This is a genomic window from Corynebacterium segmentosum, assembly GCF_900637825.1.
Classification (GTDB): Bacteria; Actinomycetota; Actinomycetes; order Mycobacteriales; family Mycobacteriaceae; genus Corynebacterium; species Corynebacterium accolens.
The window spans coordinates 1,598,287-1,610,888 of record NZ_LR134408.1 but is presented as its reverse complement, the minus strand read 5'-3'; the positions used below and the strand labels follow the sequence as shown (position 1 = coordinate 1,610,888).

General features: G+C 57.7%; 9 protein-coding genes. 6 read left to right on the top strand and 3 right to left on the bottom strand.

The genetic code is table 11. The annotated features are described in order from the left end of the window. Window positions 1-98: 98 nt before the first annotated feature. The 5 genes from ileS to EL217_RS07685 all read left to right on the top strand — a co-directional run bounded on the left by ileS (window position 99) and on the right by EL217_RS07685 (window position 8,191). Window positions 99-3,263 (top strand): isoleucine--tRNA ligase, encoded by a 3,165-nt coding sequence (gene ileS, locus EL217_RS07700; RefSeq protein WP_126319398.1) that lies wholly within the window; start codon window positions 99-101, stop codon window positions 3,261-3,263. Between the two features lie 637 nt (window positions 3,264-3,900). After that, window positions 3,901-4,791: a hypothetical protein gene (locus EL217_RS07695; protein WP_126319396.1), complete on the top strand. Its 891-nt coding sequence runs from the start codon at window positions 3,901-3,903 to the stop codon at window positions 4,789-4,791. 431 nt (window positions 4,792-5,222) lie between these two features. Continuing rightward, window positions 5,223-6,188: an intracellular motility protein A gene (locus EL217_RS07690; RefSeq protein WP_126319394.1), complete on the top strand. Its 966-nt coding sequence runs from the start codon at window positions 5,223-5,225 to the stop codon at window positions 6,186-6,188. A gap of 507 nt (window positions 6,189-6,695) precedes the next feature. Then, the gene (locus EL217_RS11355) at window positions 6,696-7,112 is read left to right on the top strand and encodes a hypothetical protein (protein ID WP_232018229.1); all 417 of its coding nucleotides are present in this window, start codon (window positions 6,696-6,698) and stop codon (window positions 7,110-7,112) included. Between the two features lie 2 nt (window positions 7,113-7,114). Beyond that, window positions 7,115-8,191: a hypothetical protein gene (locus tag EL217_RS07685; protein WP_232018227.1), complete on the top strand. Its 1,077-nt coding sequence runs from the start codon at window positions 7,115-7,117 to the stop codon at window positions 8,189-8,191. Between the two features lie 138 nt (window positions 8,192-8,329). On the opposite strand, the gene EL217_RS07680 is transcribed toward EL217_RS07685, so the two are convergent. Together EL217_RS07680 and EL217_RS07675 are read right to left on the bottom strand one after the other, a co-directional pair. Continuing rightward, the gene (locus EL217_RS07680) at window positions 8,330-9,562 is read right to left on the bottom strand and encodes an MFS transporter (protein ID WP_126319392.1); all 1,233 of its coding nucleotides are present in this window, start codon (window positions 9,560-9,562) and stop codon (window positions 8,330-8,332) included. Beyond that, window positions 9,559-10,203 carry a GntR family transcriptional regulator gene (locus EL217_RS07675; RefSeq protein ID WP_126319390.1) on the bottom strand — a complete coding sequence of 215 codons (645 nt, stop codon included), beginning with the start codon at window positions 10,201-10,203 and terminating at the stop codon, window positions 9,559-9,561. The genes EL217_RS07680 and EL217_RS07675 overlap by 4 nt, the downstream gene beginning before the upstream one ends. A gap of 79 nt (window positions 10,204-10,282) precedes the next feature. On the opposite strand from EL217_RS07675, the gene EL217_RS07670 reads away from it, so the two are divergent. Next, a complete protein-coding gene (locus tag EL217_RS07670; RefSeq protein WP_126319388.1) occupies window positions 10,283-11,668 on the top strand; it encodes a DNA polymerase IV in 1,386 nt (461 codons plus the stop codon). Here the strand turns inward: EL217_RS07670 and EL217_RS07665 are convergent. Then, window positions 11,665-12,579 carry an asparaginase gene (locus EL217_RS07665; RefSeq protein ID WP_126319387.1) on the bottom strand — a complete coding sequence of 305 codons (915 nt, stop codon included), beginning with the start codon at window positions 12,577-12,579 and terminating at the stop codon, window positions 11,665-11,667. The genes EL217_RS07670 and EL217_RS07665 overlap by 4 nt on opposite strands. Window positions 12,580-12,602: the final 23 nt, after the last annotated feature.

Sequence of the window (12,602 nt, the reverse complement as noted above, 5' to 3'; positions counted from 1 at the left end):
CTCCTTCACCGAAACGAAGCGGAGCTTTTAGCTCAAGCAGGGTGGTACCGCGAGCCATTGGCCCGTCCCTGCATCAAGTTACAGCGTGAAGGAAGATAATGGTGAAAAAGATTTACCCCAAGGTCGATATGACCGGCGGCTCGAGCCGTTTCCCGGATATGGAAGAAGAAGTCCAGAAGTACTGGAAGCAGGACGATACGTTCCAGGCTTCTTTGGAAAAGACCAAGGACTGCCCCGAATACATCTTTTATGATGGCCCTCCCTTTGCCAATGGCTTGCCACACTACGGTCACCTGCTGACTGGCTACGTCAAGGACATCGTGCCGCGCTACCGCACGATGGCCGGAAATTACGTCCCCCGCGTCTTTGGCTGGGATACCCACGGCCTGCCAGCGGAGCTGGAGGCGGAAAAGCAGCTCGGGATCACCGATAAAGCCCAGATCGAGGACATGGGCCTGGACAAGTTCAACGAGTACTGCGCTAAGTCGGTGCTGGAATACACCGATGAGTGGGAAGATTACGTCAACCGCCAGGCACGCTGGGTGGACTTTGATAATGGCTACAAGACCATGGATATCAACTTCATGGAATCGGTCATGTGGGCCTTCAAGGAACTGTATGACAAGGGCCTAATCTACAAGGGCTTCCGCGTCCTGCCGTATTCCTGGGCGGAGCATACCTCCTTGTCCAACCAGGAAACGCGCTTGGATGATTCCTATAAGATGCGCCAGGATCCCACCTTGACGGTGACCTTCCCGGTCGCGGGCGCTCGCGAGGGCACCGCGGCGGAAAAGACGCTGGCGGATTACCCCGCGCTTGCCGATGCCTCCTTCCTCGCCTGGACCACCACCCCCTGGACTCTGCCGTCCAACGAGGCGCTAGCTGTGCACCCGGAGGTCTCCTACGCACTATTTAAGGCCACCGACGACGAATTCGCCGGCCGCACGTTCATCATGGCCGAAAACCTGCTGGGCACCCTGGAAAAGGAACTGGGTGAGGCGGAGGTGCTGGACACCTTCACCGGCGCGCAGCTCGAGGGCTTTAAGTACGAGCCAATCTTCGGCTTCTTTCCAGACCTGCGCAATGCTTATCAGGTGCTGTTGGCGGACTACGTCACCACCGAAGACGGTACGGGTGTTGTCCACCAGGCACCCGCCTTTGGTGAAGACGATATGAATACCACCAATGAATACGACATCGAGTTGGTGGTCCCAGTGAATGAGGACGGCAAGTTCACCTCCCAGGTCCCGCCATACGAGGGTCAGCTGGTCTTCGATGCGAATAAGTCCATCATCAAGGACTTGAAAGCCGCTGGGCGAGTGGTGCGCCACGTCACCATCGAGCACTCCTACCCGCACTCCTGGCGCTCGGGCGAGCCGCTTATCTACATGGCTCTGCCCGCATGGTTCGTAAAGGTCACCGAATTCCGCGATCGCATGGTGGAGCTTAACCACAACGAGATCGAGTGGCTGCCGGAGCACATCCGCGATGGCCAATTTGGTAAGTGGCTGGAAGGCGCCCGTGACTGGAATATCTCCCGCACCCGCTACTGGGGCGCGCCCATCCCGGTGTGGATGTCCGATAATGACGAGTACCCGCGCATGGACGTCTACGGCTCTTTGGATGAGCTGGAGAGGGACTTCGGCAAGCGCCCGGAGTCGCTGCACCGCCCGCACATCGATGAGCTGACCCGCCCGAACCCGGATGATCCCACCGGCAAGTCCACCATGCGCCGCGTGTCGGACGTGCTGGACTGCTGGTTCGAATCCGGCTCCATGCCGTTTGCACAAAAGCACTACCCGTTTGAAAACAAGGAGTGGTTTGAAACCCACTCGCCGGCGGACTTCATCGTGGAGTACTCCGGGCAAACCCGCGGTTGGTTCTACCTGCTGCACGTGCTGTCCACCGCGCTCTTTGACCGCCCGGCGTTCAAGAAGGTCGTGGCCCACGGCATCGTCTTGGGCAATGACGGGCTCAAGATGTCCAAGTCCAAGGGCAACTACCCGGACGTCAACGAGGTCTTTGACCGCGATGGTTCCGATGCCATGCGTTGGTTCCTGATGTCCTCGCCAATCCTGCGCGGCGGCAACCTCATCGTCACCGAGCAGGGCATCCGCGAGGGCGTGCGCCAGGCGCTGCTTCCCATCTGGAATGCGTACACCTTCCTGCAGCTCTACGCCGAGCAGGAAGCCAAGTTCGATACGAGTTCCACGCACGTGCTCGACCGCTACATCCTGGCTAAGACCCACGATCTTGTGGCCAATGTCGATGCTGCGCTGGCGGGGACCGATATCGCTACCGCCACCGAAGAGGTTCGCCTTTTCGCCGATGTGCTGACCAACTGGTACGTCCGCCGCTCCCGCGACCGCTTCTGGGGCGGCGAGGACGCCAACCCAGAGGCCTTTAACACCCTCTACACCGTTTTGGAGACCACCACGCGCGTGGTGGCCCCGCTGCTGCCGCACGTCGCCGAGGTTATCTACCGTGGCCTGACCGGTGAGCGCTCCGTCCACCTGGCGGACTTCCCGAAGGCCGAGGACTACCCCGCGGATGCGGACCTGGTTTCTGCCATGGACGCCACCCGCGCGGTGGCATCGGCTGCATCCTCGGTGCGCAAGGCCAATAAGCTGCGCAACCGCCTGCCGTTGCCGAAGCTCACCGTGGCCTTCGCGGGCTCGCAGAGCCTGGCGGACTTCGCGGACATCATCCGCGATGAGGTTAACGTCAAAGAGGTTGAGCTTACTGATGATGTCGATTCCGTCGGCACCTTCCAGGTGGTCTGCAACGCCAAGGTTGCCGGCCCGCGCTTGGGTAAGGATGTCCAGCGCGCCATCAAGAATCTTAAGGCGGGCAACTACGAGCGTCGCGGCGATGAGGTCGTGGTAGACGGCGACATCGTCTTGAGCCCTGAGGAATACACCGAGCGTTTGCAGGCGGCGAACCCGGACTCCACAGCCCGCATCGAGGGTCTAGATGGCCTCGTCGTCCTGGATACCGAGGTCACCGAAGAGCTCGAGGCCGAAGGCTGGGCCGCCGACGTTATCCGCGGCCTGCAGGATGCCCGCAAGAACTCCAGCTTCGACGTATCTGACCGCATCTCCGTGGTCCTTTCCGTTGCCGAAGATAAGAAGGAGTGGGCGCAGCGTCACGCTGACACCATCGCAGGCGAAGTGCTGGCTACGGAGTTCTCCGTGGTCACCGAGCCGCTTGCGGATGCCCACGATATCCTCACCGGAGTCACCGCCACCGTAGCGAAGAACTAAGAGCGTAAAGCTCCAACCTGAAGCGGCCCGGCCGGATGCTTTCTACAGCGTTCGACCGGGCCGCTTTGTGCACTTGCGAATCAGTGCGTCGCGAATCAGTGCGTCCAATAGGAGGGACCGAAAACAAAATACGAGGTGGTGTGCCAATTGCTTAGTGCATCGGCACTAGGCAGATTGGACCGCCAGCCAAATACCTTGTTGATGAGCTAACCCAACGCGAATGGAAAGTTACTGAGGAACAGGTCGGTCCAGTGCTTGTGAAAATTGCTAGCGGAATCGTAGGAACCTATGGAAACAGGGGATTAGACTACATCCTGCGTATCGCAATTTGGGGTTAGTTACCTTTTGGAGCCGGGGACGGGGCACTTACAAATCAACTGCTGAAGATGTGCCATTGGATGGGCGTGACTGGGAGCGAAAAGAGTACCCCTAACAGTGGGGAGGAAGCAAAATTATCGACGAAAAATGCTTTGGGATCACACGCGTTTATGGTTACCTGAGGTCAAGGTTAATAACGCTAATAGCATGATAAATGTCGTGCTAAGCCGCATTTGCGGGAATGTGCTTTCTTTTGAACTGTGAAACCACATCGTTGCGTATATGGCCCAAAGTCGTCTGAACTCTCTGGAAGATTTGTATGAAACTCAATAAGCGTATTTTTGCTTCTGCCGCTCTGTCCGTATCCCTCGTTGCTCCTGCTGTAGCTCCAGTCGCTTTGGCTGCCGATGTGCCGACTCACACGAAGTGTGAGCAAAGGTTCCAAAAAGGAGCTGATTTCACTGGCACTCCTGAGATTATTGTAGCTGCGCACCTCAACAAGAATTGTGGCTTGAGTCCTGAGGAAATTGGGAAGTTGAGCCCAGAGGAAGTCAAGACCGTCGCGAAAGAGCTGAAGGACTCCAAAGGAAAGCCGGCTCTAACTGAAGCACAAATTAATAATGTGAAGCAGCCAAATCCGTTTGTCGTCAAGTCGTATTTGGATGGCTTGGCAAATAAGCCGAGCAAGGTACAAGGTTCTGACGAGCAGAAGGTTGAGAAGAAAACCTCAATCTTGGCCAATGACATCGCTGCCGGTGAGCGCGAAGTAACTGGGCAGGTATTCGTCGTTGGCGCCGAAAAGCAATCGGTTAAAGCCATCTTCCCAGGCGGCAAGGAAGCGACAGTTGAACTCGGAGACGGAATTGTCCTAGAAGAAGGACTGCGATTGGTGGAATTTACTATCGCTGTTCCAGAGGGTGTTGAACTGAAGGCAGATGACCAAGTTTCCTTCGTTACGGTTCCATCGAACGGTAAAAGCACGACCATCATGGTTGGTGCCGCCGAAGAGGCTGACAGCAATGAAGAGAGCACCCCTGATGATGCAGTGGGTAGCTCTAAAATCGGTAAGGTCTTTGGTGTGATTGCAGGCCTTGGCGGCCTGGCCGCTTTGGTTGCAGGCGCTACCCATTGGTTGAACCAGAACCAGGACTTTGCTCACTTCCTACAGCCACTTCGTGACTTCTTGGCGCAGTTCAACTTCAAGTTCTAATTCCGTCTGAATTAGCTTGGGAACATGCCTTGGCTATGATTCTGACAATTACTAAACCGGAGCCCTCTTTGCGGAGGAGCTCCGGTTTCTTTTGGTTAATAGGGGCAGGGAAGTGGACTTTGGTTGTTTAGCTTCAGCCTCGTGCTATTTCACGTACCCAGCAATCATCCCCTATTGAGCGGAGCTTGCTACTGGCGATTGTTTCACTGCACTACAGGCGCAGCGATTGAGTGATTTCGCGCACTTTTTGGTGGTGGATATTTTGAATGGAAAATCAATATGGTTTACTAATCTTACGTTTAAAAGCGTAAATGGCGCGATAAAGATCGTGTTATCCCACTTTCTACGGAGTCTGTCCATGCTTTCCATTCCTTGAAAGCACATCTTGGCGTATGGGACCCGTAGCTTGTAGTTCCCCTTGGAAGGTTCGTATGAAACTCAATAAGCGTGTTCTCGCTTCTGCAGCCCTCTCTACGTCTCTCGTAGCTTCTGTTGTCACCCCAGTTGCCTGGGCTACTGATGGCCATGTCAACTGCGCACAGGATTCCGGTGATGGGAGCGATCCTCATTCTGGATTCAATGTAAATGATGCAGATTATCTGCAGCCAAACTGCGAGTTGAGTCAAGGTGAAGCCTCTCAGCCTGGCGTTGAAGAAGAGTTGAAGCAATTATTGCCTTCTGAGGTTGTTGGGGGAGCAGAAGGCAGCGACGTTTCTTTCGGCGATAACGGCGAGAATCTTGCTGATGGTGAACAGCAGTCTGGGCAGCCTCTATCGGTGAATGAAGTCAAAGAGGGGGATAAGGTGATCACTGGCTCTGTATATCTGCTCCCAGGTGAGCAGAAGATACTTCAGGCGCATTATCCAAACCGGACCGTTGCAACTAAAGTGCTAAAATCTGACGAAAAGTCCGGTGAAGAAGGTAAACCCTCTGGTGGTAAAGTTGTCACCTTTACATTCGATATTCCTGAGGACTTGCAACTAAAAGCCGGAGATGAAATAACAGTTTCTCGGCTTGTTGCTAATTCAGAAGAAGCTGCCAACAAGGATAAACCCGTTAAAATCATTGTTAAGGCGGCTGACAAGGGTAATGGTCAGGCTCCAGGGGGTGGCGCTGGCAACAATCCGTCAAAGCCGTCGGTTCCAGGTGATAATGAGAATCCGCAAAAGCCGCCGGCTCCGGGTGGTGGTGAGAATCTGCCAAAGCCGCCGACTCCAGGTGGCGGTGCTGGAGAGGACAGCTCTAACTTTGGCAATATCTTTGGCGTAGTCGCTGGTCTTGCTGGTTTGGCTGCTGTGGTGGCGGGTATCGCTAAAATCTTCCACCCGAACTCAGGTCTCGTTCGCTTCTTGCAGCCGCTGCGAGACTTCTTGGCACAGTTCAACATCAAGTTCTAAGTTAATCTGAACTGGTGGACTAGAGCGGGGCCGAGGCTATAGCTGTGTTTTGGCTGGGAAGTAAACCGGAGCCCTCTTTGTGGAGGCGTTCCGGTTTCTTTTTGATGAATCGGTCAGAAAAGTGAACCTTGGTCGTTTAGGTTTAGTCTCGCATTGGCTGAGACACTTGGCGTTCTTCGATGGTTATGTCGCCCGGGCTGAGTGCTGATCGGGCGTATGCTTTAGGAATTGAAGTAATCGCTAGATGCTCCTGTTTAACGGGACCCCACCGGAAATTTTTAGACTGTGCCATAAGTATAGCACTTAGGTGATCTCGCGCACTTTTCTGGTTTGGAACTTTTAAGTGGAAAACCAATATGGTTTACTAATCCTGCGTTTAAAAACGTAAATGACACGATAAAGGTCGTGTTATCCCACTTTCTGCGGTGTCCGCTCATGCTTTTCATTCCTTGAAAGTAAAACGTGGCGTATAGGATCCGTGGCTTGTAGTAACCTTGGAAGGTTCATATGAAACTCAATAAGCGTGTTCTCGCTTCTGCAACTTTGTCTGTGTCCCTCGTTGTTCCTGCTGTTGCTCCAGTCGCATGGGCTGATGCTACGCATGTAGCCTGCGAACAGAGCTTCCGCGCGGGAAGCGATTTTGACGGTGATGCAAACGCCAAGGTTGCGGAACACTTGAAGCGGAATTGCCATCTAACCGCAGAACAGATTTCTAAGCTCAGCATTGAAGATTTGAAGTCGGTGGCTAAAGAGCTGAAGAGGGCAGACGGTACTCTCGCCATTAGCGTTGAGGAAATTGAGCAGTTGACGACTGGGCAAGTCAACTCTGAGGCACAAAAAATAAAGCTGCTGATGAGGCCGATGAACCCGGCGAAACTCAGGGCAATGGGGCTGGTGGCAATCAGCAGTCTGCGGATACTCTAACGGTGAATGCCGTAAAAGCGGGTGCTAAGAACGTTACTGGCTGGGTGTTTTTGCTCCCAGGGCAAGAGAAGACTATTAACGTGTTTTTCCCGAACGGTTTACAGCCATCTGTCACCGTAAAACATGAGGTTGAGGAGGGGAAAATCCCTCGAGGCGAATATGTCCCCTTTGAAGTTGCCGTTCCTGGAGGCCTGCAATTAACGGCCGGCCAAGAACTGATCGTTACTCCGTCTAAAGATCCTTCCAAGCCAGGTGTCAAAGTAGTTTCCACTAAAGTGGTTGTTGAATCTGCGGATGCAGTTGAAGGTGAAGGCCAAGGCCCTGAAAGCCCAGAGGGATCTGACCAATCAGGTGCCGGTAGCGAAGGCTCCGAAACCCCCGAAGGCCCAGATTCTGGAGACTCTGTGGACGAATTCCCAGTTGATGTTATCGAGAAAGTAAATGACATCAAAGAGGGGGACAAGAAAGTTACCGGAAAGCTTCGTTTGTTCCCGGGCCAAAAAGAGGAAATTGAGGCTTATTTCCCGGGCGGACGTCATCAGTCAACTGAGGTAGAGCTACCGAAAGACCCTGCAAAGAAGGGCCAAGAGCTTGTTCCCTTTGAAATCGATGTTCCTGAAAGCGTGCAGTTAAAAGCCGGTGAAAAGGTAAAGGTTTCTCCAGTGCCTACCGTTACGGATCCGGAAACTGGTAAATCCAATAGTGTAGAGGTTGTCGTTAAGGCTGCTGATAAGGGCAGCGAGTCGCGACCCGAGCAAACCCCTGATAACGGTAAGGGCCAGACTCCAGGCAGCGACGGTAGTGAGGAGCCGGGTAAGCCACAGGGCCCAGGTAACGACGGTAGTGAGAAGCCGGGTAAGCCTTCGGTTCCGGGTAACGGCGGTAGTGAAAAGCCGGGCAAGCCTTCGGTTCCGGGCAATGGCAGTGGAGGGAGCAGCTCTAACTTCGGTGCTGCCTTTGGTGTAATCGCTGGTGTGGTTGCTTTTGTGGCAGGCGTTGTTAAATTCTTCAACCAGTTCTCTGGCATTGCTCGCTTCTTGCAGCCACTGCGCAACTTCTTCTCACTGTTCAAGTTCTAATCGCGCCTGAATCAGCGGATGAGCAGATTAGTGCGGGCTTGATACCCGGACTAGGTGTTAAGCGGTGACCAAACCGGAGCCCTCCATATGGAGGGCTCCAGTTTTTACGTTGTGTGGCCAAATCTTGCGGGACTTGGCCTAGCGCACTGGGCCCGGCAGGTGGGCGCGCCAGCCGTGAATCACGTTGATGAGGCAGCATGCGGCGAGGAGGGAGCCGATGAGGAATAGAGCAGTGAAGCCAATGTAGGGGGCAAGGGCGCTAAAAGCCATGGGGATAAAGAAGCCGGTATAGGACACGGAATAGAACACGGCGGTAAGGCCGGCGAGGTCATCTTTTCCGGCGATGCGTTGGACCTCGGAAAGGCCGGCGACAAGTGCTAGGCCGTAGCCGGCACCCATGACGGCGGCGCTGGTGATGCCGAGTGGGAGGGAGAGCGTGCGTGCGGCGATGGCGCCGAAAATGGTGCCGACGGTAATGACGGCCATGGCAACCGCAGAGGCACGGGCGGAGCGGTGGGTGTCGATGACCTTGCCAAACATTTGGATGCCAACCCCGCAGCCCAGCGTGATGACGGTCATGAGGCCGGAAAAGGCAATGGGGGCATCGCCGGCGGAATCGGAAAGCAGCTGCGGCAACAGGGCATAGGCTGCACCCGCGCAGCCGAATACCCAAGGGGCTACAGGAAGGACGATGCGGGAAAAGCGGCGGTGGGCGGCTGATGGGATGTGCAGCATGTGCAGCATATCGCGGATGCTTAGATCCAAGAATGTGTCCTTGACGGTCGCGCCGCGGGGTGGACGGGTTTCGGGGGTTTTCAATAGCCACACCGCGGTAATGACGGTGAGCAGGATGTGCAGGACATAGGCCAGGTGAGTAGGCCACGGGCCCCATTGCGCCAGTACCGAGGCCAAGGCGGCGCCGATGAGGAAGCCCAGGGTAAGGCACATCGATGCCTTTCGGGGACCTGCGGCGGGGTCACCGCCGGAGCGGGTGATGAGCTCGGAAATCCAGGTGGAGCCGACCGCCATGACGATGCCCAGCGCCAGGCCACACAGCACGCGGCCGGCGGCGATGATGAGGGGTTCTTCGGGCGCGATGGACAGCAGGAAGGAGCCGGCGAGAGAGAGCGGTGCTGCGGGCAGCATCGTGGGGCGCCGGCCGATATAGTCCGACAGCGGCCCGGAGATAAGCAGCGCGGGCACGATGCCAATGACGTAGGCCGCCAGGAGGCCATTGACGGTGACCTGCGAGAAGTGGGATTGCTCGCGGTACATCACGAGCAGGGGAGTAAATTCATTGCCGCCCCAGGCAACGGCCACCATGCTGCCTGCGACGGGTAACCAGTCGCGATTAGCGGTGTCCTGACTCATAGTTGATCCTTCGAATTCTTCAGGTGCGAACGGAGTGCGGAAAGGTAGGCGGGCAGGTTGGCGGTGAGGAGGGCATCGGCAAGCACGCGGTGCTGATCGACGAACGCGCGGGCCCGCGCCACATTGCGCCCGATGGCGGTGGCGGTAAAACGCTGCTGGCGCTCGCGCAGCTGGTGGCCCACGTTGGCCAGCAGGCTATTGCCGGCGCTATCCATGATGATTTGGTGGAATTGGGCATCCAGGCGCGTGTATTCGCGGAGATCCTCGGCATCCAGGGCGGCGTCTTGGGCCGCAATGTTTTCGTGCAGGCGCTTGGCGATGCCCCCGCGTTCCGCCTCACCCAGCTCGCAGATCTTTTCGGCACTGTGGGCATCGACAAGCAGGCGCGCCTCGTAGACCTCGCGGATTTCTTGGGGGCTAATCGGCACGACCAGCGCGCCGCGCTTGGGATAAAGCTGCAAAAAGCCCTCGAGCTCCAGGCGCAGGAAAGCCTCGTGGGCCGGGGTCCGGCTGACCCCAACCTCGGCCGCGAGTGCGGCTTCTGACAGCATCTGCGAGGAATCGATGGTGCCGTCGATGATCCTTTCTTTGACCAATTCATAAACCCGCTCCGCGGCAGGCTGCATGCTTGTATCGCTCATGCATACATCTTGCATACAAGTTAGTTTAAGCGTCAACCTATTCCCAATTCTGGGGTTGGCGTGGCTTAGACTGGAGGGCATGCAACGTTGGGTCTTACACATCGATATGGATGCGTTTTTCGCCTCCGTCGAGCAATTGACCCGACCGACTTTGCAGGGCCGGCCGGTGCTCGTCGGTGGAGTTGGCGGCCGCGGGGTCGTTGCCGGTGCCTCCTATGAGGCGCGCGAATACGGCGCGCACTCGGCGATGCCGATGTACCGCGCCCAGCAGTTGGTGGGCCTGCGCGCGGTGGTGGTCAGCCCGCGCCGGGTGGTGTATTCGGCGGCCTCGCGCCGGGTATTTGAGATCATTTCCCAGCACGTGGAGGTGATCGAGCAGCTGTCTATCGATGAGGCCTTTATGGAGCCAGAGGCATTGGTGGGTGCGACGGCTGACGAGGTGCAACAGTGGGCGGATGGCCTGCGCGCGCTCATCCGGGAGGAAACGGGCCTGCCGTGTTCCATCGGCGCGGGCTCCGGCAAGCAATTTGCCAAGATCGGCTCTGGTGAAGCCAAGCCCGATGGCACCTATGTCATCCCGGCAGAAAAGCAGCTGGAGATGCTCCATCCGCTCCCGGTGGGAAAGCTGTGGGGTGTTGGGCCGGTCACGGAGGCCAAGCTCAAGGGCATCGGGGTGGAGACCATTGGCGCGCTGGCCGCCATGACCCAAAAGGAGGTGGAAATCTCCATCGGCAGCGTCGTTGGGCTGCAGCTGTGGCAGCTGGCGCAGGGCATCGACGATAGGGAAGTGGCACCGCGCGCGATTTCCAAGCAGATCTCCACGGAGCATACCTATCCTAAGGACTTGCTCACGGTTGCCGATGTTGATGCAGCGATTACCCGCGCGGCCGAGGGCGCGCACCGCCGCCTGCTTAAAGATGGCCGCGGCGCGCGCACCGTGACGGTCAAGCTGCGGATGGCGGATTTCCACATCGAATCGCGCTCGACCACACTTGCCTATGCCACCGATGACCTAGAGATATTGACCGCCGCCGCCTTCAAGCTGGCGCGCTACCCGGATGAGCTGGGCCCCATCCGCCTGGTGGGAGTGAGCTACTCCGGGCTGGAAGCCGCGCGCCAAGACGTACTATTTCCGGAGCTCGACCGCGAAATCGTGCGGCCCGTGCTGCCGGATAGTGACTATGAAACGGGCGTGAGCGATGATTCCCCGCCACCGGCGCCGACCACCGTCGTGGTCGAAGACGATGTGGAGGATCAGTGGCACGCCACCCAAGACGTCTACCACCCGGAGTTCGGCCACGGTTGGATCCAGGGCACCGGGCACGGGGTGGTCAGCGTGCGTTTTGAAACCCGCGCCACCGGACCCGGCCGCACGAAATCCTTTGCCGCCAGCGACCCAGATTTGGTGCCAGCGGATCCGCTCGAGTCCTTAGATTGGCAAGACTGGCTGGAAACCCAAGACTAGGCTTCGCGGTAGCGCTTGGGGTCAGGGCTTTGCCGGAATACCTCGGCAGGGTCCGTGCCGGTGGCCAGCACCGCGGCCAAAAGAATACGCGCCTGGCTGGGGCGGAAGGCCCCCGCGTTGATCGCGCCCAGGCTGCGGAGGCTCGCCCCGCCGCCATCGCCACCATAGGACAACGCGGTCGCGCCGTACGGGGTGCGGGTGGAAATAACGACGGGGAGGCCATCGCGGAGGGCATCGGCAAGCGCGCGGCCCATATCCCCACTCATATTGCCCGCGCCCATGGCCTCGATGACGAGGCCGGCGGCGGAAGTGCGGGCGGCATCGACAAGCACGCGCCCCGCGCCGGGGTAGGCAGGGATGATTTCTACCGGGTGCGGCGCCAAGGGCTGCGGCTGCAGCCGCGGGGTGGCATCCGGGACCCGCAGGGACTCAAAAGCGCGCAGGTCAGAGGTGTGCTGCTTGCGGGCCCCGCGCGCAGGGATGGTCATGCCGCCAAAGCGGATGAAGACGCCGGGCTGCCCGCTAAGAGCGAGCTCGCGCGCATCGCGGAGATTGCGCGGGCCGTCCGGGTGCGGGTGATCGTAGGAGCGCTGCGCGCCGGTGAGCACAATGGGCGTATCGCCGGCGCAAAAAATCTCCAGCGCCATCGCCGTCTCTTCCATCGAATCGGTGCCATGGGTGATGATGACGCCGTCGATGTCCGCGCGGGCGGTTTGCTCATTGACCACCCCAATGAGCTCGTCGAGGTCCGCGAGCGTAATAGAAGAGGAATCGAGCTGGCGAAATTCCACCACTTTGGCGTCGATATCGGCCGCGAGCTGCGCGCCGGTGACGGTAGGGACGAGGGAACCATCCCGCACAGTGGTGCAGGCAATCGTGCCGCCGGTGGCGATGAGGGCGAGGTTAGTCATGCCTTCCAGAATAAAAGAAGACG

Coding starts and splice junctions, on each gene's coding strand:
- EL217_RS07670 (WP_126319388.1), top strand. CDS start 10,283: ATGCAACGTTGGGTCTTACACATCGATATGGATGCGTTTTTCGCCTCC.
- ileS (WP_126319398.1), top strand. CDS start 99: ATGGTGAAAAAGATTTACCCCAAGGTCGATATGACCGGCGGCTCGAGC.
- EL217_RS07695 (WP_126319396.1), top strand. CDS start 3,901: ATGAAACTCAATAAGCGTATTTTTGCTTCTGCCGCTCTGTCCGTATCC.
- EL217_RS07675 (WP_126319390.1), bottom strand. CDS start 10,203: ATGAGCGATACAAGCATGCAGCCTGCCGCGGAGCGGGTTTATGAATTG.
- EL217_RS07680 (WP_126319392.1), bottom strand. CDS start 9,562: ATGAGTCAGGACACCGCTAATCGCGACTGGTTACCCGTCGCAGGCAGC.
- EL217_RS07665 (WP_126319387.1), bottom strand. CDS start 12,579: ATGACTAACCTCGCCCTCATCGCCACCGGCGGCACGATTGCCTGCACC.
- EL217_RS07690 (WP_126319394.1), top strand. CDS start 5,223: ATGAAACTCAATAAGCGTGTTCTCGCTTCTGCAGCCCTCTCTACGTCT.
- EL217_RS11355 (WP_232018229.1), top strand. CDS start 6,696: ATGAAACTCAATAAGCGTGTTCTCGCTTCTGCAACTTTGTCTGTGTCC.